The 25,389-nt window shown below is 61.8% G+C and carries 20 protein-coding genes; 12 read left to right on the top strand and 8 right to left on the bottom strand.

Annotation, left to right across the window (positions count from 1 at the left end; translation table 11 throughout):
- Window positions 1-5: 5 nt before the first annotated feature.
- From sthA to ATN38_RS06060, 4 genes are all read left to right on the top strand, one after another.
- Window positions 6-1,418: a Si-specific NAD(P)(+) transhydrogenase gene (gene sthA, locus ATN38_RS06075; protein ID WP_003940125.1), complete on the top strand. Its 1,413-nt coding sequence runs from the start codon at window positions 6-8 to the stop codon at window positions 1,416-1,418.
- 151 nt (window positions 1,419-1,569) lie between these two features.
- Window positions 1,570-2,472, top strand: coding sequence for a hypothetical protein (locus tag ATN38_RS06070; RefSeq protein ID WP_218747721.1), 903 nt, complete (start codon window positions 1,570-1,572; stop codon window positions 2,470-2,472).
- A gap of 93 nt (window positions 2,473-2,565) precedes the next feature.
- Window positions 2,566-3,429: a bifunctional 2-polyprenyl-6-hydroxyphenol methylase/3-demethylubiquinol 3-O-methyltransferase UbiG gene (locus tag ATN38_RS06065; protein ID WP_218747719.1), complete on the top strand. Its 864-nt coding sequence runs from the start codon at window positions 2,566-2,568 to the stop codon at window positions 3,427-3,429.
- A gap of 261 nt (window positions 3,430-3,690) precedes the next feature.
- Window positions 3,691-3,927, top strand: a complete 237-nt coding sequence (locus ATN38_RS06060) for a hypothetical protein (protein ID WP_058037782.1) — start codon at window positions 3,691-3,693, stop codon at window positions 3,925-3,927.
- Window positions 3,928-4,009: 82 nt separating this feature from the next.
- On the opposite strand, the gene ATN38_RS06055 is transcribed toward ATN38_RS06060, so the two are convergent.
- Both ATN38_RS06055 and ATN38_RS06050 read right to left on the bottom strand, forming a co-directional pair.
- Window positions 4,010-4,444, bottom strand: coding sequence for a hypothetical protein (locus tag ATN38_RS06055; protein ID WP_218747717.1), 435 nt, complete (start codon window positions 4,442-4,444; stop codon window positions 4,010-4,012).
- Between the two features lie 50 nt (window positions 4,445-4,494).
- Window positions 4,495-5,523, bottom strand: coding sequence for a helix-turn-helix domain-containing protein (locus tag ATN38_RS06050; RefSeq protein ID WP_256931679.1), 1,029 nt, complete (start codon window positions 5,521-5,523; stop codon window positions 4,495-4,497).
- A gap of 364 nt (window positions 5,524-5,887) precedes the next feature.
- Between ATN38_RS06050 and ATN38_RS06045 the strand changes: the two genes are divergently transcribed.
- Window positions 5,888-8,407: a LuxR C-terminal-related transcriptional regulator gene (locus ATN38_RS06045; protein WP_054827152.1), complete on the top strand. Its 2,520-nt coding sequence runs from the start codon at window positions 5,888-5,890 to the stop codon at window positions 8,405-8,407.
- A 6-nt stretch (window positions 8,408-8,413) separates the two neighbouring features.
- On the opposite strand, the gene ATN38_RS06040 is transcribed toward ATN38_RS06045, so the two are convergent.
- Entirely contained in the window at window positions 8,414-9,169 is a 756-nt protein-coding gene (locus ATN38_RS06040) for a MerR family transcriptional regulator (protein WP_030535291.1), read from the bottom strand.
- Between the two features lie 321 nt (window positions 9,170-9,490).
- Here ATN38_RS06040 and ATN38_RS06035 point away from each other — a divergent pair, with 321 nt between their 5' ends.
- Window positions 9,491-12,946, top strand: a complete 3,456-nt coding sequence (locus tag ATN38_RS06035) for an indolepyruvate ferredoxin oxidoreductase family protein (RefSeq protein WP_042921773.1) — start codon at window positions 9,491-9,493, stop codon at window positions 12,944-12,946.
- 94 nt (window positions 12,947-13,040) lie between these two features.
- Here ATN38_RS06035 and ATN38_RS06030 read toward each other — a convergent pair whose 3' ends face one another.
- The 3 genes from ATN38_RS06030 to ATN38_RS06020 form a co-directional block, all read right to left on the bottom strand.
- Entirely contained in the window at window positions 13,041-13,700 is a 660-nt protein-coding gene (locus ATN38_RS06030; RefSeq protein ID WP_218747716.1) for an LppP/LprE family lipoprotein, read from the bottom strand.
- 93 nt (window positions 13,701-13,793) lie between these two features.
- Window positions 13,794-15,461, bottom strand: coding sequence for an amidohydrolase (locus ATN38_RS06025; protein WP_054188912.1), 1,668 nt, complete (start codon window positions 15,459-15,461; stop codon window positions 13,794-13,796).
- 16 nt (window positions 15,462-15,477) lie between these two features.
- Window positions 15,478-16,728 (bottom strand): MFS transporter, encoded by a 1,251-nt coding sequence (locus ATN38_RS06020; protein WP_047271024.1) that lies wholly within the window; start codon window positions 16,726-16,728, stop codon window positions 15,478-15,480.
- Window positions 16,729-16,944: 216 nt separating this feature from the next.
- Between ATN38_RS06020 and ATN38_RS06015 the strand changes: the two genes are divergently transcribed.
- Window positions 16,945-17,574 (top strand): TMEM175 family protein, encoded by a 630-nt coding sequence (locus tag ATN38_RS06015; RefSeq protein WP_054188911.1) that lies wholly within the window; start codon window positions 16,945-16,947, stop codon window positions 17,572-17,574.
- Here the strand turns inward: ATN38_RS06015 and ATN38_RS06010 are convergent.
- Window positions 17,571-18,155, bottom strand: a complete 585-nt coding sequence (locus ATN38_RS06010; RefSeq protein WP_185744471.1) for an ABATE domain-containing protein — start codon at window positions 18,153-18,155, stop codon at window positions 17,571-17,573. The two genes, ATN38_RS06015 and ATN38_RS06010, sit on opposite strands and share 4 nt — an antisense overlap.
- Before the next feature lie 102 nt (window positions 18,156-18,257).
- On the opposite strand from ATN38_RS06010, the gene ATN38_RS06005 reads away from it, so the two are divergent.
- The 5 genes from ATN38_RS06005 to ATN38_RS05990 all read left to right on the top strand — a co-directional run bounded on the left by ATN38_RS06005 (window position 18,258) and on the right by ATN38_RS05990 (window position 23,422).
- On the top strand, window positions 18,258-19,160 hold the full coding sequence (locus ATN38_RS06005; protein WP_003939725.1) for an NAD(P)-dependent oxidoreductase: 903 nt from the start codon (window positions 18,258-18,260) through the stop codon (window positions 19,158-19,160).
- Window positions 19,157-19,363 (top strand): hypothetical protein, encoded by a 207-nt coding sequence (locus ATN38_RS32625; RefSeq protein WP_232319122.1) that lies wholly within the window; start codon window positions 19,157-19,159, stop codon window positions 19,361-19,363. Before ATN38_RS06005 ends, ATN38_RS32625 begins: the two co-directional genes overlap by 4 nt.
- A 3-nt stretch (window positions 19,364-19,366) precedes the next feature.
- Window positions 19,367-20,356, top strand: coding sequence for an MFS transporter (locus ATN38_RS06000; protein WP_256931578.1), 990 nt, complete (start codon window positions 19,367-19,369; stop codon window positions 20,354-20,356).
- A 12-nt stretch (window positions 20,357-20,368) separates the two neighbouring features.
- The gene (locus tag ATN38_RS05995; protein WP_054188910.1) at window positions 20,369-20,884 is read left to right on the top strand and encodes a hypothetical protein; all 516 of its coding nucleotides are present in this window, start codon (window positions 20,369-20,371) and stop codon (window positions 20,882-20,884) included.
- A gap of 114 nt (window positions 20,885-20,998) precedes the next feature.
- Complete coding sequence (locus tag ATN38_RS05990) at window positions 20,999-23,422, top strand: ATP-dependent Clp protease ATP-binding subunit (RefSeq protein WP_054188909.1); 2,424 nt, start codon at window positions 20,999-21,001, stop codon at window positions 23,420-23,422.
- 50 nt (window positions 23,423-23,472) lie between these two features.
- On the opposite strand, the gene ATN38_RS05985 is transcribed toward ATN38_RS05990, so the two are convergent.
- The gene (locus ATN38_RS05985) at window positions 23,473-25,365 is read right to left on the bottom strand and encodes an FAD/NAD(P)-binding protein (protein ID WP_308255885.1); all 1,893 of its coding nucleotides are present in this window, start codon (window positions 25,363-25,365) and stop codon (window positions 23,473-23,475) included.
- Window positions 25,366-25,389: the final 24 nt, after the last annotated feature.

Below are 25,389 nucleotides of genomic sequence, written 5' to 3'. Positions count from 1 at the left end.
AAGCGATGACTGATCCGATGGAATACGACCTGGTTGTGATCGGCTCCGGCCCGGGTGGGCAGAAGGCTGCCATCGCGGCGGCCAAGCTGGGTAAACGGGTAGCGATGGTCGAGAAAGGCAACATGCTCGGGGGAGTGTGCGTCAACACCGGCACCATTCCGTCGAAGACATTGCGTGAGGCGGTTCTCTACCTCACCGGGATGAACCAACGCGAACTGTACGGCGCGAGTTACCGCGTCAAGGAGAACATCACTCCGGCCGACCTGCTGGCGCGAACCCAGCATGTCATCACCAAAGAAATCGAAGTCGTTCGATCTCAGCTCCTGCGCAACCGCGTCGAATTGTTGGTAGGGGTCGGCTCGTTCGTCGACGAGCACACCATCCTCGTCGAGGACTCCTCGCGCGGAGACAAGATGACGATCACGGCGAAGTTCGTCGTGATCGCGACCGGAACGTTGCCTGCTCGCCCGGCGGGGGTGTCCTTCGACAGTCACCGGGTGCTCGACTCCGACGGAATCCTCGATCTGACCTCCATCCCGACCACCATGGTCGTCGTGGGCGCGGGAGTGATCGGTATCGAGTACGCATCGATGTTCGCGGCGCTCGGCACCAAGGTCACCGTCGTCGAGAAGAGGACGTCGATGCTGGACTTCTGCGACCCCGAGGTCATCGAATCGCTTCGATTCCATCTACGCGATCTGGCGGTCACTTTCCGATTCGGTGAAGAAGTGACGGCCGTCGACGTCGGAGCGAACGGAACGCTTACGACGCTGCGCAGCGGCAAGCAGATTCCAGCCGAGACCGTGATGTACTCGGCTGGACGGCAAGGCCTCACGGCGCCACTCGCGCTGGAGAACGCCGGGCTCGAAGCCGACGAACGTGGCCGTATCTACGTCGACGACAATTTCCGCACCAAGGTCGAACACATCTACGCCGTCGGTGATGTCATCGGATTCCCGGCGTTGGCGGCGACGTCGATGGATCAAGGTCGACTCGCGGCCTATCATGCCTTCGACGAACCAGGCGCGAAGCTGATGGATCTGCAGCCGATCGGCATCTACTCGATTCCCGAGGTGTCGTACGTGGGCGCCACCGAGGTCGATTTGACCAAGGAATCGGTGCCGTACGAGGTCGGGGTTTCCCGATACCGCGAACTCGCACGCGGGCAGATCGCAGGCGACACCTACGGGATGCTCAAGATCTTGGTGTCGACGGATGACCTGAAACTGCTCGGTGTTCATATCTTCGGCTCGGGTGCAACGGATCTCGTGCATATCGGCCAAGCGGTGATGGGGTGCGGCGGGACCGTCGAATACCTTGTCGACGCCGTCTTCAACTATCCGACACTGTCCGAGGCGTACAAGGTGGCGGCGCTCGACGTCATGAACAAGATCAGGGCTCTCAAGCAATTCCACTAGGGGTCGGGGTGTCCCCAGGTACCGGTCAGGGGCGGTCGGTGTACTTCTCGGGTAGCACTTGTTCGAATACCTGAGGGTGATGTCAGGCCTGGGGAAATAGGGCAGGGTCTATCTCCATGACCATTGCCCAGGAACTTCGTGTGGAATTTCGATGCTGATCGGACTGATTGCCGCGATCGTGGCATGCGTCGGGTACGGCGTTGCATCCGTGCTGCAAGCCTACGGCGCGCGCAAGTCGGCAGCTGCCGCCGAGCAGCGTGGCGAGGCCGGACACGTGACGGCGTCGGGTGGCCCGACCTTGCGTTCGACGTTCGCGGCCGCGCTGACGGCGTCGTTCATCCTGGGCACCGTGCTCGATGCGGTCGGATTCGCCGGAAGTGCCATCTCCGCGCGGCTCATTCCACTGTTCTTGTCGCAGACAGTGGTCAGTGCCAATCTCGTCATCACGGCAGTGCTGGGGACCGTGGTCCTCGGCATCCAGTTGCATCGGCGCGACTGGTTCGCGATCGCTGCGGTGATCGGATCGCTCCTGCTGCTCGGATTGTCGTCAGGTCACGCGGGCGGTGGGAGTTCCAACGACGTCGTCCACTGGGGTGTCCTCGTGGGCTCGGCGTTGATCTTGCTGATCGGCATCGGTTTGATCCGATGGTTGGGCTCACGCGCAGCAGTTGTCGCCGGGTTGATCTCGGGTGTGCTGTTCGGCTGTCTGGCCATTGCCGTACGCGTGGTCTACGGAATCGATCCGTTCGAAATCGGTACGATGCTCCGCGATCCGGCCGGCTGGGCGATCCTCGTCTCGGGCCTGGGCGGTTTCTATCTGCACACGGTGGCGCTGCAACTGGGATCCGTCAACGGAGCGACAGCGGCTCTGGTTGTCGGCGAGACGGTGGTTCCGGGAATCGTCGGCGTCGTGGTGCTCGGCGACGCGTCGAGACGGGGCCTGGAATGGCTTGCCGTGGTCGGCTTCGTCGGGGCAATCGCGGGCGCCGTCGCCGTGGCCGTCTTCGGCGCGGCGAGCCACGAGGAGAAACCGGTCGAAGAAGTGACCGTCTGATCCGGTAGACGAAAGTGTCCTCGAAGACACGACGGCGAACACGACTACAGACGTGTTAGAAAGGCAGTTCAGGCCGATCTCGGAGGGGTAGTCATGCAAGGGGCAGCAGCGAAGCACGAGGCCGAAGCCATCGCCGGAAACAAGGCAAATTGGGACGATCGCGCCGATGTGCATGTGCGCTCCGAAATGTATGACGTCGGCGGGTTTCTCGCCAACAGAGCGACCATTTCCACAGTTGTGCAGAACGACTTGTCGATTCTGGCCCCGCATCTGCCACAGTCAGGAGTGCAAGGTCACTCGCTCCTGCATTTGCAGTGCCACATCGGGATCGACACGATCTCCTGGGCGCGTCTTGGTGCGATCGACGTGCACGGGCTTGATCTGTCACCCAACTCTCTGCACCACGCTGCTCGTATCGCAAAGGCAGACAACCGCGAGATCACCTGGGTGGAAGGTGATGCGCGATTCGCCTCGACGCTGATCGACCGACGTTTCGACGCGATCGTCACCAGTGCCGGAACAATCGTCTGGTTGCCGGAACTCACCGCTTGGGCTCAGTCGATCCACGACCTCCTCGAGCCTGGTGGGGTGTTTCAGATCCGGGACGATCATCCGATCCTCGGCGCAATGGCGTTCGAGCCGTGGATGATCACCGACGACTACCTCTCCGGAGGCGGCTTGCGATCGTACGAAGACTCGGCGACTTACACCGGGACCTCCGATGGGCAGATAGCGCACACTGCCAACCACGAATGGCGCCACGACCTAGGCGAGGTCATTGGTTCATTGCTGGATGCGGGTCTTCATATCGAATCAGTTTCGGAACTTCCCTATATGGACTGGCCGGCCTTTCCCGAACTCGTTCCATGCGCCAACGGATGGACTCTGCCGAGCCACTCTCCGCGGATACCGTTGAACTTCGCCATCGTCGCCAGGCGAAATCAGCGAAGTGAGTGAGCAGAGCCGATCCCTTGGAAGACTTCGAATTATTCCTCGAGCGGCGTGGCCGTATTTCGTGCATGATCGTCGGATGGCTTTGTCCCGGTTGTTGCCTGTCAGCTCGCCCTTATCGCAAGTCGGCGCGTCTGGTGTGGTGCGTCCAGGAATCGAGTTAATCGTAGTTCTTTCGAGCTAATACTTCTGGTGGATAGTGCTTTTCGCTCGAACTCTGCTCGGCGTTGTTGCAACCGTTCGGCGAAGTTGCAGTATCAGGTTCGAATGAACCTGCGTCGCTGTTCGATCGGTCAATTGGTAACGGAAACCGCGTTCTCGCAGATAGTTCCAGTGCGCCCCAACGTCCCGCATACGTTGTGCGGTCACGGGCAGCGGGACGAAGAACGGAGGAAAGTGATGAGCAGCTTGGATATTCAACGCTGGTCGAACGACTTCACCGCGCTGACCAAGGTCATATCGGAAGGCATCGAGCAGTTTGTTCTCCGGTTCATTTCCAGCTGAAGTGATCTGAGCTCGCTGCCTGTCATGGAATTATTGATCTCCACCGCGGTTCGGAGGACGAATCGTGATGAAGCAGAGGTTCTTACGGGGTTTCGGAGGCCTGGGCGGAGGCGAGCAGGTAGGAGAACACGTACGTAACTGCGGCGATGACCGCCAGTACGATCAAGGAGGTCGGGAATCCTCCGGCATCTCGCACCGGGTCACCAGTAGCGACGACAGCCGCCATGGACACTCCGATTACCAGCAATGTCACCGCCAAGGCAGAGCACGCAGCGAACCGATGCTTCCAGCAGCAGACTGTGCGCGCCGGCCATGTGTGGCTTGTTCTCAGGGCGCAGCGCCCACCTGCAACAGCGCTCGAGCCGACAATCAGCCCTGCCAGCGCTCCGATGAAGGCGGGTATGAACAGTCCTACCCAGGACCAGGCTCCATCGCCGACTATCGGGATCATCACGGCGACACCTGTGACCGCACCTGTGAGCGCAGCCAGACTCAGTTCCTTGTCGACCCAGCTCATGGATCAACTAGAACACAGGCACGCTCCCGAGGCTGTGGAGTATCTCGGATTCAGGGGCTGAAGAACTCGAGTCGGCGGTGCAGGCGTGCGATCGACGGGTCCCCGATCGTGCGTCTGCCGTGGGTTCGGGCTTGGCTCGGGGTCATCCCGTAGAAGTCCTTGAACGATCGCGCCAACTGGGATTTCGAGGTGAAGCCGCATCGCAGGGCCAACGCTTCGATCGTTTCGTTCGGCATCTCGGTTCTGGTCAATTCGCGGTAGACGAGTTCGAGACGCTTCCGCCGAATGACAAGAGCTATTCCGCCGTCGGATGCGAATGCGCGATAGAGCTGTGCCCGGGAGACGGACAATGCTGCGCACATGCTCGTCGGGCCGAGCCAGGTCTCCGAGAGATGCTCGGCGATGTAGGCGTACGCACGATCGCGGAGAGAGTGATCGGGCCGCGGCGACAGATCAGGTTCGGCGATACCCAAACTGACACGAAGGAGGGAAGCGACGACGTCCTCGTAGCCGGCCGCAGCATCGGGATCGAGATGCGGTAGCGCGAGTACGACCGATTGCATGCACTGAGCGAGCACGACGGCAGGAACTCCGCGCAGTACCGTCCCGTGTAGAGAACGACCCTTCGACTCGGCCTCGACGAGGGAACGCGGTGCGAGGAGCGTGATGGTGCGCCCTGTCGATTCTGCCTCCGCGTCGGCGGTCCAGGTACGCCCGAGGTCGAAGAATGTGACATCGCCTTGACGTGCGACGAAATCGACTCCGTCGGCGTTGCCGCTCAACTGCCCGTCGAGGACGACCTGGACCATGTATTCATCGTCGAGTCCGCTCTCGGCGATCAGCCGATTGTTTCGGGTGTACTTCTGTGCATTGAAGGTAGTTTGACCGATCAACGAGGTTCCGATGGAAAGCGCTGTGATCGAGCCTTCGAGAGATGTGTCAGGGTCAATTCGGTCGGTGACGAAGAACGGACGTGTGGCACTGCGCCAGAAGTCGTCGGCGTCCGCAGGATCGACCGATCGGGTCGACACGCGGATGCGGGCGGAATTCATCGACACGCGGATGCGGGCGGAATTCATCGACACGCGGGCATGATATGTCAGATCCCGCAGGTCGCAGTCACTCTCCCGCAAATAGACGCCAATAGTGACCGAGCCCACATAATGAGACAAATCGGGCGTATTTGTGAGACGGCCAGTGCTCGCGTGTCGCGGCGAAGCTGTCTATGTTGTTCGTTATGGGTGGACAGGTTGGGAGTTCGATGCTCGAACGAAATCTCGAGTTCGGCGGGGATCGACTGCTCGTTTGTCGGCCATCATGACGTCCACTTCGAATCGATCGCAGCTATCTCGAGCAAAGCGAAATCCTCGAGGAAGGGGCACGCTGCAAAGGCGGCTTGCCGGGCGTGGAGCCACGGCGATTCGTCCCCGCCTCCTCGGATTGATGGAACGCTCGGCGGGATTGACTGTCATCGATTCGCCACTTGGGTTCGGCAAGACGGAACTCGCCGCGTTGTGGCTCACGACTCTCGGGCAGGTGCCGAGCAGACCGGTAGTCTGGGTGCCGGCGCCATCGCATCGGATGACCCCCCTCGAGTACTGGAACACCGCGCTCGCAGTAATTCAGGATTCGCTGGAATCACTCGAGGCCCCGCCACGAATGCGCGAGGATCCAGTGGGCGCGATCGAATCACTCCTCGACTCGTCGCCCGCACCATTCGTGTTGGTGTTCAACCGCATCGACCTGGTTGAGGGTGACGAGGTGGGACGCCGAATCGTGGATCTGATCGTGCGGCTTCCCGGATTGAAAGTAATCGTCACGCTGCAGGATCGGTCTGCGACGGACTTGCTCGAAGACGTCCGCGTGGACGAGTACCTGTGCGCGAACGACCTCAGATACACGCTCGACGAGTCCACCGTTCTGTTCGCGGAGGCAGGGATTCACCTTCCCTCGGGCATCGTCCATTCGATCTGTGAACGCGTCGCCGGCGTTCCCGTGCTGATGAAGGTTGCTCTGAGTGCGGTTGCGGGGCTGAGTGAACCGAGCCGTGGACGCGAACGCGTTCAGCAGCGAGTGGACCAGGCGATCCACGCGTACGTCAGTCGGACCGCTCCTCGGTCGGGCAAGTCGCTCGAGTTGTTCGACTTCGCGACTACGATCGCCGCTGCCCGCACGGTGACACCAGAGATCGCTCGTGTCTTGTCCGACGATCTTGACGTGGAGGGCAAACTGGACTTGCTCGAGTCTTTCGGTCTGATCTTCCGGAATGGTTTCGAGGGAGAACCGTCCTGGTACTTCGCGCCGTCAGTTCGACTGGCATTCATACAGATACGGGCCGAACAAGGGGATGGATTCGAAGATCCCTTCCAGGTACTCGTCGATCACGCTCTCGGGACTTCGGATATAGCCGGTGCCGTTCACTACGCCTTGGACGGACGCAAGTGGACCAGGGTGCTCGACATACTCGAGCGCCACTGGGCTGATCTTCTGGTCGATCACACCGGATTGGTCCGGACTGCGTTGCAATCCATACCCGGTGACGTACTCAGTTCGAACCCTTCGATTCTGGTGGGTCGTGACCTGCTCGAATCACGTCTGCGGCCGCAGTTGATCAACGGCGATTCATTACCGACGGAACCGGCGGAATTGCGTGCGATAGGTGGTAGTCCGCATGCGCACAGCTTGTTGAACGTCGGAACTGTCCAATCGGTGGTGCTGAGAACATCCGGTAAGTACCAACGCTCTACCGAGATCACGCGCAAATTGGCGCACGTCGTGTACGGACTCGGCGACGAGTCGTTGGGCGCGTTGGGGTCTCAACTGCCCGCCCTGCGGCTGATCTGGGGGGTCTCGCATCAATTGACCGGTGACCTCGGTGATGCCGCGGTGGAATTGCGACTCGCCTATCAAGGTGCGGTGCAACATGGTCCGGAGTTCGTCCTGCGTCACGCCGCAGGCAATGCCGCGCTCAACTCCGCGCTGATCGGGGACGTCGCGCACGCGACGGACTGGCTGCACCTGGAAAGCACACACCCGGACGTTTCGGGATGGTTGGGACCGCCCTCGCACATGGGGGGAGCGATCGCGCGGGCACTGGTGGCGTGCGACAGCGTGGACCTGCACGCCGGAGCTGCCGCGATGGACGCACTCGCCGAGGTCACACCGCCGGGCGACCTGTGGGCGTTCGCGGCCTACACTTACACCAGATTTGCACTGCTGCAATCGGACCCGTTCTGGGGGCTGATTTCCCTCCAGCGCGCAGTGGCAACGCACGGGCACGTGAATCCGTGTGAACGATCGCTCGGTGACGCGCTTCTCACCGCGGCACGTATCGATCTTCTGTTGGCGTCCGGGGAGGGTACCAAGGCGCTGGAAGAATCAGTCGCTGCGCCACATACGTTTGCAGTTGTCACGGTCTCCGTGGCGCGGGCGCATCTCCTGACCGGGTCGCCGTCCCAGGCATTGGAATTGTGCCGCGAAATCGACTGGAGCGGGCAGTATCTCACGAGGTTTCGGCTCGAATCCCTGCTGATCGAATGCGCTGCTCTGTGTGAACTGGGCAGGATCCCCGCTGCCGCGAGTACATGGGAGGAAGCTCGCGGACTGCTCGAAACCTCCGGTGTCCTGTCGGCCCTGGCGACGATACCGCGTGATCTGATCAGGCAACTCGAAGATCGGGCCGAGGGCTCGAGCAGTGCCGTCGCGACCTTTCTCGAATCCGAAGCGGCGCAGATGTATCCGGCGGCCATCGTTCGGGTCCAATTGACGAAACGGGAGATGGACGTTCTCGTGGAACTGGGTCTCGGCATTCCGATCGGTGAGATCGCGCGGCGGTTGTTCGTATCCAACAACACGCTGAAGAGTCACCTCCGAGCCTTGTATCGCAAACTCGGTGCGCATTCCCGGGAAGAGGCTGTCGCGGCAGCGCACCGACACAACCTCCTCGGCAGTGGGCAGGACTGATCGGCGTCAGTGCAGATTGCGCTCGGCGTAGACCTTCATCGCGTCACGGACCAGCGAAGCGGTGCCTTCTCCGTACTTGTCGTAGTTTGCAGTGAAGCGGGGATCGTCGACGTACATCTGGCCGAGCCCGGTGAAGGCGTCGGCGCTGGGAGTCCTTCCCTGCCAACCGATCTTTATCCACTCGAACTGTCTTCGGGTAATCGTCTGGACGTCGTCGCTTTCCGCGGACAGCCCCGCTGTCAGTGCTTTTCCGAATGCCGCTGCGATGTCGGCTTGAGCTTGCAGATGAGCTTTACGGTCCTGCTCCGACATCGACCGCCACCAGTTGTCGCCGCTGGTGTAGGCGTCCTTGCCCCAACGCTCGATGACCTCGTCCTTGTATCGGGTGTGGTCGAACCCGTCGAAAACATCTTCCGGCATGAGTGATTCACCATTCTTCGTCTTGTTCAAGGTCCTGTTGACCGATTCGATCTGTCTCGAGATCCGCGTGCGCTCTTGCTCGAGGAGTTCGAGGTGCGTACGCAGTGCGGCGGCCGTATCGCGTTCGCCGGTGAGGACTTCGGCGATGGCCGGCAATCCGAGTCCGAGTTCCCGAAGTAGAAGGATGCGTTGCAGTCGCACCAGGGCGTCTTCGTCGTAGAAGCGGTAGCCGTTGGCGCCGATGCGACTCGGTTCCAGGAGTCCCAAATCGCCGTAGTGACGCAGCGTTCTGCTGGTGGTACCTGCGGATTTGGCGAGTTCTTGGATGGACCATTCGCTCACGTGGAGTTCCTACTCTCGGATCGGTTGTGCTCATTCAGCATGCAAGTTGACGTTGCGTCAATGTCAAGAAAGTTCTCGGTGTGCATTGTCGGGAACGTTTTATGTCCGTTTCGCCGTATCGCCACGAACGGGTCTCCAACTGATTGATTCGATGACCTAGGTCACGTGATTTGGCTCACAAATTGTCAATTTGAATAGTTGAACAAGCCTCTGTTGACGCTTTCACATACCTCGACCACGATCATCTGAACAGATCGAGTTACGCGGTTGTTGAAAATGCACGGTAGTTGAAATGCACTGCAGACGGAACGGTGGTCCACGATGACTGAACTGGTGTCGGGCGTAGCCCAAGCCAAGCCCTATGACCTCGATGATCGGTACCGGTCGGGATCGGGACCGGTGTTGCTGACCGGTGTTCAGGCAATTGCACGCGGCTTCGTCGAGCAGCACGTTCGCGACATTCGGGCAGGTAAGCGTATTGCCACCTTCGTCTCCGGTTACCAGGGCAGCCCCCTCGGCGGCGTCGACAAGATGCTTCACGGCATGCCCAAGGTTCTCGCCGAGCACGACATCACCTTCATCCCTGGCTTCAACGAGGAGCTCGCCGCCACGGCGGTATGGGGAAGCCAGACGGATCTCCCCGCCGGAACCGCGACCCACGACGGCGTGACCGGCGTCTGGTACGGCAAGGGCCCCGGCGTCGACCGCGCTACCGACACCATTCGCCACGCCAACATGTACGGCGTGAACCCCAAGGGCGGCGTCGTCCTCCTGGTGGGCGACGACCCCGCGTCGAAGTCCTCCACGGTTCCGGCCGTCAGCGAGCGCTCGCTTGCCGCGATGGGCGTGCCGGTTCTCTTCCCACGCAATGCCGAAGAGATCATCACGATGGGTATGCACGCCGTTGCTCTCTCGCGTGTCTCCGGTTGCGTCGTAGCGCTGAAGATCGTCGCCGACGTCGCAGACGGTGCCTGGACGATCGACGGCAGCATCGCGGACTTCGACATCGTGGTTCCGGAAGTGCAGTTCGAGGGCAAGCCCTTCGTCTACAAGCAGCGTCAGATGGCCGCGCCGCCGGACAGTGTCATCGCCGAGGCCGATCTGTACGGCCCGCGATGGGATCTTGTGCACGCGTACGGAACTGCCAACAACCTCGATGTGATCGAGGTCAACCCCTCCGGTGCGAAGATCGGTATAGCCGCCACCGGTACAACTTTCGACTCCGTCCGTCAAGCTTTGGCAGACCTCGGCGTCGATGATGCCGCACTGCACCGCGCCGGGATCCGTCTCCTTCGCATCGGAATGTGCTACCCCGTCGTGGGCGAGAAGATAAAGGAGTTCGCCGAAGGCCTCGAGCAGATCGTCGTGGTCGAGGACAAGACCGCGTTCATCGAAGCTCAGATCCGGGAAGTCCTGTACGGCACCGACGATGCTCCTCGCATCATCGGCAAGCGTGACGGCCAGGGCCGTCTGCTCATGCCTGCCAGTGGTGAACTGACCGCAGGCCGGTTGCTCGCCCCGTTGCGCCGCGTACTGAAGCCGCACGTCGAGCTCAAGCGCACCCTCCCGGCCCCGCTGTCGCTCAACGTGCTCTCCGCCAAGCGAACCGCGTACTTCTGCAGCGGGTGCCCCCACAACCGTTCCACCGCTATTCCCGAGGGTTCCATCGGCGGCGGCGGAATCGGTTGCCACACACTCGTCACCATGTCCGGCCGTGAGGACAGCGCTGTCACCGGCCTGACGCAAATGGGCGGCGAGGGCAGCCAGTGGATCGGGCAGGCACCGTTCACCGACGTGCCTCACCTGTTCCAGAACATCGGCGACGGCACCTTCTTCCACTCCGGTCAGTTGGCTGTCCAGGCGTGCATCGCCGCAGGCGTGAACATCACCTACAAGTTGCTCTACAACGAAGTAGTGGCGATGACCGGTGCACAGGACGCGGAAGGTGCCCTCTCCGTTGCTCAGCTCAGCCACAAGCTGACCACCGAGGGCGTCAAGCAGATCATCATCTGCGCCGACGAGCCTTCGCGTCACAACAAGCGCGCTCTGGCCAAGGGCACCAAGCTCTGGCACCGCGATCGCCTCGACGAGGCCCAGAAGGAGCTTCGCGAGATCAAGGGCGTCACAGTGTTGATCTACGACCAGCACTGTGCGGCCGACGCTCGTCGCCAGCGCAAGCGTGGCACGCTGCCCACTCGCAACACTCGCGTCGTCATCAACGAGGCAGTGTGCGAAGGCTGCGGTGACTGCGGTGTGAAGTCGAACTGCCTCTCGGTCCAGCCCGTGGACACCGAGTACGGCCGCAAGACGAAGATCGACCAGACGTCCTGCAACACCGATTACACCTGCATGGACGGCGATTGCCCGTCGTTCGTGACCGTCGAATTGGTACCGGGCAAGAAGGCTCCCAAGGCCGCACGTCCCGTCCCGCCCGTCGTCGCAGACCCCGATTTCGGACCGCTCACCAGCACGCAGAACGTTTTCCTCGCGGGCATCGGCGGCACCGGCATCGTGACCGTCAACCAGGTGCTCGCAACGGCTGCACTGCGCGCCGGCCTCGAGGTGGAGAGCCTTGACCAGATCGGACTGAGCCAGAAGGCCGGACCGGTTGTCTCGCACCTGCGTTTCAGCTCCAGCGCGCTCGAGCCGTCCAACCGCCTCACTCCGGGCAGCGCGGATTGCATCGTCGCCTTCGACCTGCTGACCGCGACGGACAACAAGAACCTCGACTACGGCAACGCCGAGAAGACGGTCTCCATCGCCTCGACGTCTCAGACGCCGACCGGAGACATGGTCTACGACAAGGCTGTTCGCTACCCCGAGGAGACGTCACTCCTCGCCCGTCTCGACAAGGTGTCGCGCACCCTGCGTTCGTTCGACGCACTCGCCGCGGCACAGGAGTTGTTCGGTAACACCGCAGCTGCCAACTTCCTGCTGATCGGTGCTGCCTACCAGAGCGGTGGACTTCGTCTGCCGGCCGAGGCCATCGAAGAAGCGATCGGCATCAACGGCGTTGCCGTGGACGCGAACATCGCGGCATTCCGTTGGGGTCGTGCAGCAATTGCCGACACCGCAGCGTTCTCGGCCGTCACCACGCCGGCCAAGTCCGTCCGCGAACCCGTTGTCGCACCGGCTCACATGTTCGCCGGAACCACCTTCACCGGTGAAACCCTGCGACTGGTGGAACTGCGTGCGGCGCAGCTCATCGAGTTCCAGTCCGTCAAGATCGCCCAGCGTTACATCGATCAGGTTCAGGCAGTCTGGACCGCCGAACGTGCCGCAACCGAGCGGACCGATTTCAGCGAGGCTGTTGCCCGCGGCCTGTTCAAGTTCACCGCGTACAAGGACGAGTACGAAGTTGCTCGTATGCTGGTCGACCCCGCATTCATCGAGGACGTCAAGTCTCAGGTGCCGGCCGGGGAGAACCTGACCTACAAGCTCCACCCGCCGATCCTTCGAGTGATGGGCCGCAAGAAGAAGATCGGTCTCGGACCCAAGTCGCATGTTGCACTGAAGGTTCTGGCCAAGGGTAAGAAGCTTCGCGGTACCAAGCTCGACCCCTTCGGCTACATGCACGTCCGCAAGGTCGAGCGTGAACTGCTCGCCGAGTACGAGGCCATGATCGCTGACCTCTCTCGTACGCTCGCAACCGACGGATACGATCGCGCCGTCGAGATCGCGGCACTGCCGGACGTGGTTCGCGGTTACGAAGACATCAAGCTCGGCAACATCGAGCTGTACAAGACTCGCCTGCGCGAACTCGGTGTCGGTGAGTAGGAGCGCCGGCGAGTAGATCGAACAAGACTGTGCCCCAGTGACCGTCGTCGCTGGGGCACAGTTGCATTCAGGTCCTACTCGGACCCAGGCAGGTTCAGGAGGGCGGGAACTGGCCGTCGGCAACCACGGCGCTGCCGTTCCACGTGAAGTTCACTATGTTCGGTCCGCCTTGGGGACAGCAGAATGCATCGTCGTCCAGCAGCCAACGGTATTGGACGGATACCGAATCCTTGTTGCTGTCGATGACGTGTGTGTACGAGTACGGCTTACTGGTAGCCGTGCCCAGGTATGTTCCGTCGTGGAAGAACAGGACGTGTGACTGGTAAGTCGCATCGCCGACGCCGTCGCCGTCCACCGAAACCCAGAGCAGGTCAGGACAATTCCCGATCTGTTCTTCGCTCGCGGATCTCGGTATCCAATTGCCCCCGTTGATGTCGGTGCCCAGCGTGCCGATGGCGTCGGTGACGAGCGAGGAGCCGACGTCGAGACAGGGACCCGAAGCGGGGATTGCTGTCGTAGTCGCCGTCGTGGATACATTTGTGCGGGTGTTCGATTGTGGCGGGGGAGAGCTCGCTACCGTCGTCTCGGTTTCGTTTGCCGTCGATGTCGCCGACGCCGTTGAACTGGCTGCCGTGGAACTCGCCGCCGCTTCAGGTGTTCCTTCGGTCGACCCACAACCGGCGACCGTCAGGGCAGTGGCCGTCACCAGTGCAGCGGCTGCGACGGCGGCCGAAATCGGAGCTTTCCTGCGCATGCGTCCTCCAGAGTGTATGGGTTCACGTGTTCAAGTCCCTCCTTCGTTCTGTCGCCGGGCCGCATGCGTGCGTTATCGAACAACCGGTAACGATCAGCTATCGGACTCGGTGTTCCGTGCTTCGGTGCTCTTGGCCCCGGCCGCGTCGTATCGCACGGATCCAGCAACGACGGTCATCGCAATCTCTGTGGTCAGGAGAGAATCGACCCCTTCGGTGAACGGATCTTGTTTCAGTACGACAAAATCGGCTGCTTTACCCCGAACCAGCTGGCCGGTCACATCTTCCCACCGGCACGAGTAGGCAGCGTCGCGAGTTGCGTGAGCCAGCGCGTCCGCGAGGGGGAGTGCGTACTTCGGCAGGTTGGGTGCCAGTGACGGATCGATTGCGGATCGACGGGTGGTGGCGATGAACATGTTCGGCAGCGGCGGGTGGGGAGCGGTCGGAGCGTCCGAACCCAACGCCAGAACCGCTCCGGCCTCGGTGAATTCGGGCCAGGGGTACGCGCGATTGACCCGGTAGTCGCCGAGCATCGCCTGCCAGTTCTCCTGGATTGCAGGGTCAGCGTGAACCGGTTGCATCGAGGCGATGATTCCCAGGCGGGCAAGCCTTTCGACGTTGTCCCGGGTGATGGACTCCAAGTGTTCCATTCGGTGCCTGCGGGGAATGTCTCCGTTGGCGGCGATCGCGTACTCGAGTGCCGTCAATCCGATCTCCGACGCCTCGTCGCCGATCGCGTGCATCGCGATCTGCAGGCCTGCGGCGTCAGCGGCTGTCACGACGGGGATCAAGGACTCGAGATCCCAGATGGGCTCGGCGTTGGTGCCGTCCGAGTACGGCTCTTTCATTGCGGCAGTGCAGCTGTCGATCACACCGTCGATGATGATCTTGATTCCGGCGATACGGAGCCACGGACCTTGGACGCGCTCGTGGAGTTCGATCACGTCGTGAACTTGTCCGACGTTGTCGGCCTCGTTGTCCTCGCGGGTCATCAGCCAGTGAGCCGCGACACGCAGCGGCAGTGTTCCGTCTCCTGCGTCCAATGCTCTTTCCAGCGAGGCTAATTCGTCCGCGCCGAGTGCCATGTCGACCGCACCGGTCACGCCGTCCTCGAGATAGTGGCGGAAGGCGAGAGCGAGGGCGGCGTCCCGGTCTTCGTCGGATGCGAGCTCCGCCAGTTTCGGCCAGACGTAGAGCATCATGGCGGTCTCGTACAGCATTCCGGTGGCTTCTCCGGTGTCCGGATCCCGGCCGATACGACCGCCGATCGGATCGGGAGTGTCCGCGTCGATGCCGAGTTCTCGCAGTGCTGCAGTGTTCACCCAGACCGAATGTAAGTCGTTGGCGTCGAGGTACACCGGGCGATCGGGTACGACGGCGTCGATCATCTCTCGCGTCGGGTGCCCTCCATCCAGCGCGGAGAACAACCAACTGCGACCCAGCAGTCGTGGTGCGTCCGGGTTCGATTCCGCGAATTGCTTGATGCTGGACTGAATGTCGGCGAGATCGGCGGCATCACGCAGATCCAACTTCTGCAGCGCGAATCCCATCATCACCAAATGCGTATGGGCGTCGACGAAACCGGGTAGCACGACGGCACCTTCGAGATCGATCACCTCGGCGTCTGGAGCCAGGATATCGGCATAGACGGTTTCGCCCACGAATCTGAGCTTGTGGTCCTCGACGACTATCGACTCGGCCCATCCGTCGTCGGCAGCCGTGAAGATCTTTCCGTTGCGGTAGTGAGTGATGCTGTCATTCATGACTTCTACGTGATCCTTACGCGATGACGGTAGTAGTGATGGCGGCGCTGTGGTGACGATACGCACCTTCGGTATGTGCAGAGAGTCGGGAAACCAAGGCGAACGGGACCAGTAGAACGAAGCTGATCCCCGAGATGATGACTCCGAAGGTCGGATACCCGAGGCCGGCCGTCACCGAAGTTCCGAACAGCGGCGCGAACGCGGAGCCGATGAGGTAGGTGCCCAGTAGTGGCGCCGACCATCGGCCGGCCGCGTCGAGCGCGGCCGAGATGGCAACCAGGACGATGAACGTGGCCGCGTAGATCGTGTTCCAAGCGATGACCACTACCAGGTAGATCGTGGGATCGGTGGTGAGGCCGGCAGACAGCTTCAGAATTGCCCCGAGTATCAGTAGCACGGAGATCGATACTGTCCGACTGACCCGAGAACCCAACGCGGTCAAGGTAACAGCCGCGAGCACACCACCCGCCGTTGATGCGCTCAGTGCGAGACTCATTTGTTGATCCGAGAGCCCGGCGTGCTCGGAACCCATGATGCCGAGTACTGCCCACAACGAGTCCTCGCTGATCGCCCAGACTGCAAGCATCGCGAGAAATGCGGTTCCGGCAAAAGTGAGACGTTTCGCGCTGACCCCGGCGGGGAGAGCTGTGGTCGTATTGGCGGACTTCGCCATCTCCGGCGACTCTTTCACCGGGGACGACGGCAACCAGGTGACCGTTGCTGCGGTAGCCAGTGCCAGGACTGCGACGATGCCGAATGCGTTGGTCATGTGTGTGCCGAGGATGGGTATGAGAGCGAGGACGGCTGTGACGACGACACGGTTCACGAGGCCGCTGATGCTTGACGCCCGGTCCGGGTTCGTGAGCGCGGCCAGTGCCGCTCCGCCAACGGATGCGGATCCACCAGCGCCGATACCGCCGACGATGATCGCGGCGCATGCGATCGTCGTGGACGGTGCGATGGCCGCAACGCCGAATGCGGCTGCCATCGCGATCAGGCTGACGCGGCCGAGGAGATGGCGATGCCGGCCCGAGGCGATTCGGGTGGTGGCGAGGCAGGTGACGGCGCAGACCAGCAGCGATGCGGTCAGAACGGCACCGGCAGCGGATTCGGTGACACCGAGGTCCTCGACCATTGCCACGATCATCAGGGGGATGAGGTTCGCGGTAATGAACCCCATGACGCCGATACTGAAGACGGCAATACCGCGGTTGGCGGTGAGTGGAACCCGGTCGGACTGCGTATTCGTCGAAGCGTTGATCGGCACTAGGGCAACCCCATGTCCTGAAGGGGGTGGCTGAACCGACCCCTGGTGTCGTGATGCGAGTCACTTAATGAATGTGATTCGTTAAGTATGGGGATGAGCTCCGCCACGGTCAAGAGATCTAACGAATTTGATTCGTTAATTGTATGTTTCCGGATACCTGCTTCCGGAAAGTGGCGTCGCCGGTCTGTTTCCTGTTGTGAGGCTTATGCTTCCGCAATGGCTGAGATTGCGGAACGCACCCGCTACTTCGAGCGCTACGTCACTTTCATCGACGCGATTGTCGCCATTGCGATCACGCTGCTCGTACTGCCGCTGGTCGAACTCACCAGTGACCACCACGGCACCACGTCGGAACTCCTGCGCGATCACGCTGCGCAGTTCTATTCGTTCGCCCTGAGCTTTCTGGTGATCTTCCGTCTCTGGTGGTCGCAGCATCGGCTGCTTCGTTTTGTGGTCGACGGAGACAAGGTGGTTGTGCGCGGGCTGGGGTTGTGGGTGATGACCATCGTGTTCTTGCCATTTCCGACTGCGCTCGTTGCAGCGCCGTCGCAGGATCTCGGAACCAGGGCTCTCTACATCGGGACAATGGCAGCCAGTGCTGCGTGCCTGGCGGTGGTCGCGTGGGGTCTGGTTCGCAACCCCTCGTTGAGCGAAGAGAATGCGAAGCCGCATTTCACCGCTGAAATCGTCACTTTCCTGATCATGGTGGTGGCGCTGCTCGTCAGTGTGCTCGTTCCGGTGACGTCGTACTTCCCGCTGCTTCTTCTCCTGCTGTCGACGCCGATCGAGAAGCTGTGGAACCGAGTGGCGGCGAAATGGAGTCGTGGTGAAGGTGACATGAGCTAGTCGGCGCGAGCGGTCATCGCGGATTTCTTGGCTTTGTTTCCGCAGATGTTCATCGAGCACCAGCGTCGGTTGTTGCCGCGACTGGTGTCGACGTAGAGGCCGGTGCACCCGTCGCCCTGGCAGGCTTTGACGCGGTCGTGGTCGGGTCCACCGAGCACCGCGATCGCGTCGGCAGCCACTATCGACAAAGCGTCGCGGATCGGATTGTCTCCGGCTGATTTCCAGAGGGCCCGGCCACTCTCGAGGACGAGGTGGGCATCACCGAGCTCGGATGCGGTGTTGACGATCCCGACATCGGCGCGTGAGACGCGGCGGTCCTCGCATACGGCGGTTCCGATGCGATGAATGGCCTCACGTAAATCCTGCGCGCCGCGGAGGTCGTCTTCTGTCGCGGTTGCGGGGGCGTCCATCAGATCGTTGGCGCGTAACCATAATTCGAGTCGCTGCGGGCTCGTGAGTCGTTCGAACCTCGAGCCGTTCCGATTGGTGAGGGTGGCGGTGAAGCGGAAGGCGAGCGTGTCGTTGTCGAGTCGAAACACGTCCCGAGCGGATTGATCAGCTCCTGCTTCGTTCACTTTCATCCTCCTTCGTGGCGAACCATCTCAACCGGTTCGACAGCAACTGTACCCGTGTGAGAGTCTTGAACCGTCTTAGATGGTTCAGCACCTTCGAGAGGGAAATCCATGACTTCTGTTTCCGTGGTCGGCTTGGGCGCGATGGGCCGTCCCATCGCTCGAAATCTACTGGGCGCAGGCTTCGACGTGACGGTGTGGAATCGCAGCCCTGAAGCGGTAGCCGAACTGGTCGAGGAAGGGGCGATCGGCGCGAAAACCGTTGCCGAGGCGTTCCAGTCCGGTGTTGTGCTGTCGATGTTGGCAGATGATTCGGCCGTGTCTTCGGCCATTCTGGATCCCGCCGTCCTCGCATCCGTTCCGAGTGGAACCGTCCACGTCAACATGGCCACCGTCAGCGTCGACCTTGCCAAGCGCGCCGCCGCACTGCACGCCGAGTACGGCATCGGGTACATCGCGGCGCCGGTGTTCGGACGCGTTTCTGTTGCTCAGGCTGGCCAGTTGAACATCATCGCCGCCGGCGACAGTTCCCTCCTCGAGCGAGTGCAACCCTTCCTCGACGTCATCGGTGCTCGCACGTGGCCACAAGGTGAGCGTCCGGAGCAGGCCAACATCGTCAAGATCATCGGCAATTACCTCATCCTCGCCGCGATTCAATCCTTGGGCGAGGCAATCACATTGGGGGAGAGGTCAGGTGTGGACGGAAGCCAACTCGTAGAACTGCTGACCTCGACGATCTTCCCGGGGCCGGTCTACTCCAGCTACGGAAACCTCGTCGCGACGCGTCAGTACGAGCCTGCAGGATTCACCACAGCTCTGGGCCTCAAGGATTTGAGGCTTGCGCTCGACGCCGCCGACAGCGTCGATCTGGATTTGCCGTTCGGTGGCGTACTTCGAGGCGTGCTCGCTCAGGCTCTGGCGAACGGTCAGGGCGAGATGGACTGGGCGTCTATTGCAGAACTGGTCCGTTCCGGCCAGTCGGGTGAAGGCAGTCCCGAAACACCGACGAGGTGAGCTCGAACTCGGACGGGACGGCGACTTCGGCACTGGCGGAGACCGATTCCGTCCGGACACTACCGCTGGCCGGGTTGTCGGCACTCGCAATGGCAGGCTTCATAGCGATCACAACCGAAACCATGCCGGCCGGACTACTGGTGCAGATCGGGTCAGGGTTGTCCGTATCAGTCTCCGGCGCAGGGCAATTGGTTACCGCGTAGGCATTGGGTTCCGTCGTCGGGGCGGTACCACTGATCGCATTGACCCGAGGATTGCGACGGCGTGCTGTCCTGGTGTCGGCGATTCTGGGGTTCGGTGTCTTCAATCTGGTGACAGCGCTTTCGTCGAATCTTGTTCTCACCTTGGGTGTTCGGTTTCTGGCCGGTATGGCGGCAGGTGTGGTGTGGGGGTTGCTTGCCGGGTACGCACGCAGGATGTCGCCCCCTCACCTGCAGGGGCGGGCCGTTGCGGTTGCCTCCGTCGGACAGCCGATCGCGTTGGCAATCGGCGTTCCGATGGGGGCGTGGCTCGGGACCCTGGCCGATTGGCGCGTCGTCTTCGCCGTGATGTCGGTTGCTGCGCTACTTCTGGTCGCGTGGATACTCACGGTGATGCCGGACTTTCCCGGGCAACAAGCGGATCGGCAGCTGCCGGTGCGGAAAGTCCTGGTCCTGCCTGGCGTACGACCGATTCTGTTTGTCGCGTTCTTGTGGATCCTCGCGCACAACATCGTGTACACGTATCTGGCGGCGTTTCTGGATCGCATCGGTTTCGGCGATCGGTTGGGAATCGTCTTGTTCGTGTTCGGACTTTTCGCCTTCGTGGGCATCGGTGTGGTCGGGGTGTTTGTCGACCGGGCCCTTCGAAGTCTCACCGTGCTGAGCTTGGTGGTCTTTGCCGCAGCTTTGACGGCGTTGGGCGTCGGCGGTGACAGCTTCGCAGTGATCGCACTCAGCGTTGCGGCATGGGGCGTGGCATTTGGAGGCGCTCCCACTCTCCTTCAGACTGCGCTCGCGGATACGACGGGCGACGCTGTGGACACTGCGCAATCGGTTTTCGTGACGATCTTCAATGCGGCGATCGCAGCGGGCGGCGTCGTGGGCGGGCTGATCTTGGCGGACAGGGGTGCGGGAGCGTTGCCGTTGGTTTCGCTGGTGCTGATCGTCGTCGGTGTTCTTGTGGCCAGTATCCGACAATTCGGACATAGCTTGTGATTCACTTCACGCATGCGAAAGTCATTGCTGGTGGTTGCGCTCGTTGCTACGTGGTTTGTCGCCGGAGCGATGCCCGCGGGGGCTGCGGATGCGAATTGGTCCGGTGATTACTCGCTCAAGCGTTTCGCCGCGACCAAGACGGGCACAAGTCTGGCCGCCAGCCAGTGGGAGCCGGATTTCTCCGATACATACACGTTCGAGACGGACTGCTCGAGCGGAGTCTGTATCGCCACAGTGGTCGGCGGTCCGGCTCCCGCCAATCCGACGTTGCCGCAGCCTGCGCGATACACCTGGGACGGAACCAGTTGGGTGCACCCCTATGACTGGGAGTGGGATTGCTACCAGGGGGAAGGCGTGCCCAAGGTGTGGGCACCGGCGCACTCCGAGGCGTATTACACACCTCAGCCCGATGGCAGTCTGAAAGGTTCGTGGCGTACCGACATCGCGAGTGGTCCCTGCGGGGGATCGGTGATCATGCACGTCGAGGCGTACCCGGTCGGTCGATCTACCGGATCCTTCGGTAGTTGAGAACGATCTGTGGCCCGAAGGTGTTGAAACAAATCTGAGCCCGCGGGAATTGATCGAGCCCCATGCACGTTAATTGAGTCAGTAACGCTCAACTTTCTGCAAGGAGGCTTCGGAATGCCAGCATTCTTCGGGCCCGAGGGTCCCGGTCGCATCGATATTTCCCGGCTCATGAGCAGGGCCACCCAGCAACTCATGGCTGACGCTGCACGTGTAGCGGCTGCTCGCGGTGATTCGGATCTCGATGCACTGCACGTTCTCCGCGTCATGGCGGAGCAGGATCCGGTCCGCACGCTCATGCAGCGCGCCGGAGCCGACCCGAAATCCGTGGTCGACGCCGTCGACCTGCGGCTGCCACAAGGCCGTGAGCAGGGGGGCTACTCTGCTCCTGCGCTCAGCAGTGCCGTGAAAACCGCTCTACTCGAGGCTCATCAACTGGCCCGAGCCCTGGGATCGACGTACATCGACCCCGAACATCTCTTCATCGCATTGGCCGGTGACCCCGATCATGTTCCGGGTCGTCTGCTCGCTTCGGCCGGCATCACGCCGGAGAAGCTGCAGGCAGCGGTTCAGAACCCTGCAGCCGGTCCAGTCGAAGAAGAGTCCACCACACCGACGCTCGACAAGTACGGCGTCGATCTCACCGATCGCGCCCGCAACGGCGGCGTCGATCCCGTGATCGGCCGCGCCGACGAGATCGAACAGACCATCGAGATCCTCTCCCGCCGCACCAAGAACAACCCGGTCCTGGTGGGTGAGGCCGGCGTCGGCAAGACTGCCATCGTCGAAGGACTGGCCCAGCGCATCGTCGACGGGGATGTCCCGGAATCGTTGGTGGGCAAGAAGATCGTCCAGCTCGAACTCTCGAGCATGGTCTCGGGTACCCGTTACCGCGGAGACTTCGAGGAACGGCTGACCAAGGTGATCGACGAGATCACCGCACACAAGGACGAGCTGATCGTCTTCATCGACGAGATGCACACCATCGCCGGTGCCGGAGGCGGCGCCGAAGGTGCGATGGATGCCGGAAACATCCTCAAGCCCAAGCTCGCTCGCGGTGAACTGCACATCGTCGGCGCCACCACGCTCGACGAATACCGCAAGAACATCGAGAAGGATCCCGCGCTCGAGCGGCGCTTCCAGCCCGTACAGGTCGGAGAGCCGTCGATCGAGGACGCAATCGCGATCTTGAGCGGACTGCGCAGTCGGTACGAGGATCACCACAAGGTGCACTACACCGACGAGGCGATCACCGCTGCGGTGGAGCTGTCGGCACGTTACATCGGCGACAGGTTCTTGCCGGACAAGGCAATCGACCTGATCGACCAGGCCGGCGCCAGGCTTCGCTTGAAGACGGCCACGGTAGACACCGCTGCGCTGCAGCAGCGTCTCGAGCAGCTCGAGAGCGACAAGGAGAAAGCCGTCGCCGACGAGTTGTACGAGAAGGCGTCGACCCTGCGTGACGAGATCAACGGCGTCGCAAAGCGTCTCGAGAAGGCAGGATCCTCGGTTCCTTCCGAGGAAACGCCGGACGTGACCGCTGAACAAATCGCCGAAGTTGTCGCTCGCGCAACGGGTATTCCGGCAAGCCAGATGACTCAGGCAGAGAAAGATCGCCTGCGCCGTCTGGAAGAGGAACTGCACGGTCGTGTCATCGGGCAAGATGACGCCGTTCGCGCAATCGCGCGTGCCGTGCGTCGTAGCCGTACCGGTATGAGCGATCCGGATCGTCCCGTCGGTAGCTTCCTGTTCCTCGGACCCACTGGCGTCGGCAAGACGGAGCTCGCAAAAGCTCTGGCTGCCACACTCTTCGGAGATGAGAACAAGATGCTGCGCTTCGACATGAGTGAGTTCGGTGAGAGGCACACGGTCAGCCGATTGGTCGGTGCTCCTCCCGGATACGTCGGCTACGGCGAGGCCGGACAGCTCACGGAACAGGTGCGTCGTAACCCGTACTCGGTGATCCTGCTCGACGAGATCGAAAAGGCACACCCGGACGTGTTCAACACCTTGCTCCAGGTGCTCGACGACGGGCGTCTGACCGACGGTCAGGGTCGGACGGTGGACTTCAAGAACACCGTCGTGATCATGACCAGCAATCTCGGCTCGGACATCATCTCGAGCAAGTCCGGTGGACTCGGCTTCACCACGGGTGATGCAGAGTCGGCGGAGAAGCCACTGCGCGACCGCGTGATGGCCAGGTTGCGCGAATCGATGCGGCCGGAGTTCCTCAACCGTATCGACGAGATCGTGATCTTCCGCAAGCTCGACACCGAGCAACTGCACCGGATTACTGATCTGCTGCTCGACGACAGCCGGAAGCGGCTGCAGTCCAAGGGCATCGAGATCGAGTTCACTGCCGACGCGGTGGACTGGATCGCCGAGCACGGGCATCAGCCCGAGTTCGGGGCTCGCCCGTTGCGTCGTTCGATTCAGCGTGTGGTCGACGACAAGATCGCCGACATGCTGCTCGACGATCTCCTCGAAGAGGGCGGCAGTATCACCGTCGCGGTTGACGAGGGTGAGTTGGTGTTCAGCTAGGGGCACAGCCCCCTGTGAGCGGTTAGGGAGTCCCAGGACTCCCTAACCGCTCACACGCGCGTAGCGCCCAAAATCTCCGCCGCCAGGGCGTCGTTGTGCCGGAAAAACCCCGCATTGGTACGGGGACGAGGGAAAGCCGCCGACCAGTTGTGGCCTGCAACCCACGGCCCGGCCGCGAAGCGGCGAGGATGAGCTGTGTTGTTCTGGTCGAGAATTCGTGAAGTACCGTCGACGGCGAGCTTCGCCGAACTGTCCACGGTCGCACGAAGTTCGACTGCCTCACCCCGACCGTGAAGCGTCCGCAGGAGCGAGTCACCGCTCGCGCTGATGGAAGCAACCGGCAAGCGTGCTTCGACGAGGGTGTTCGCGGCCACGATGTCGGTGTGCGACGCACTGCGCGCGACAAAGATCCCAGCCCCCGTTGCCGGGTCGATCTCGGTGGAGAACACCGAATCCGGCCCGAGGAACTGGACGATGCCCGCCTCGTTGAGGGCGACCAACTGTTCCAAACGCTCGGGCGGCGGACCACTGGCGATGAAGCTGAAGAACGAATGAAGCCAACCCTCGACGTCCTTGGCGACGGATTCGGCCGGGATTCTGCCGCGCCGCAACAATTCTCCGACGGTCATGTACGTCGACAGCAGCGCTGAGAAGACAGCCGCGTCGGCGCTGAAATACGGGTCCGACCTCCGCGCGACATCTGCCGAGATGTATTCGGTGATCCGGGACTGGACCTCGGCAAGCCCGTCGTAGCGCTCACCGCCGAGTGGGCGGTTCAGCCGCTCGAGATCGATACGGTCTTCCGGCTTCGGGACTGCGTTCTCGACCAGTTCCTGCAATCGAGGCGATCCCCAAGCCAGCGAGGCGAATTCGGCGTCGAACTCCTCCCAGGTGCCCACTGTCCGATCCGGATGAGATGCGAACAGCTCGTAATAGTGGGCGCCTGCCAGTTCTTTCGACGCCAAGGGCCAGATGTCGTTTCGGAAATCCAACGGTCCGTCGCCGGGAACGAGATCAGCGGTGAAGAACCGCGGTAGCGGTGGCCGCGCGTCAGCGATCGAGTACGAAATCTTGGAGTGATACGGCACTCCGCGACGAGATCCGGCATACAACAGGGGTTCCCGACCCGAGGGAGCGTAAGTGAGGATGCCGTCTTCACCGCGTTCGAAGATGCCGCCACGGCTCTCGGCGAGGAGAACCATCCAGTCGATGAAAGCCAGCCCGAGTCCGGCGATCAGAACCGGTTCGCCTTCGGGAATGACATCGGCGTCGAGGTCGGCAGTGTAGCCCGGACCCACATACGTCAACCCGTGATCGGACGCGAAGCTGGTCAGCGCGGTTTCACGTGGGGCAGGCAACGCATCGGGGTGCCCTTGTGCGAGAAGGACGGTCGTCGCGTCGATGACAGCTCCGTCGTCCAGATGAACCGTCTGTGTCTCGCCGACGTTCACGATGTCGACCACGGATCGTCGATGAACTCGAACGTCGACGTGCGCTGGCGCGGAGTCGACTGCAGTCTCGAACACCCAGTTCAGGTATCGGCTCTGCAGTGACCTCGATGCAAACGACGACGGGGTGATCGTCGGAACTTCTGCTGCGATTTCTGGGAATTCGGCAAGCTCAGCCGAGCGCTCGGCGACCCATTCCGCGAGGGTCGGACCCGGCAGCACCGGGCCGATCACGGCGGTGGTCTCGTCGGTGAACATCGTGACGTCCGCTGTTGTCGAATTCATCCACAGAAGCGGCGCCTGGCTGCCTCGCCAAATACGGCCGGCGCCTGCCGGATACGGGTCGACAACGTGAATGTCGATCGGTGTGGGATCGGCGTTCACCGATTCGTGAGCGAGGATCCGCTCGAGTATGCCGGTCCCGCGGGGTCCACCACCCACGATCACGATGACAGCTGCTGTCCCCACTGAGGTACGGGGTCGATCGCCTGGCACGAGTCCTCCATCGGACCTGGCAGA

Source organism: Rhodococcus sp. FH8 (assembly GCF_019266085.1).
GTDB lineage: Bacteria > Actinomycetota > Actinomycetes > Mycobacteriales > Mycobacteriaceae > Rhodococcus_F > Rhodococcus_F qingshengii.
This window is presented reverse-complemented; position numbering and strand designations above follow the sequence as displayed.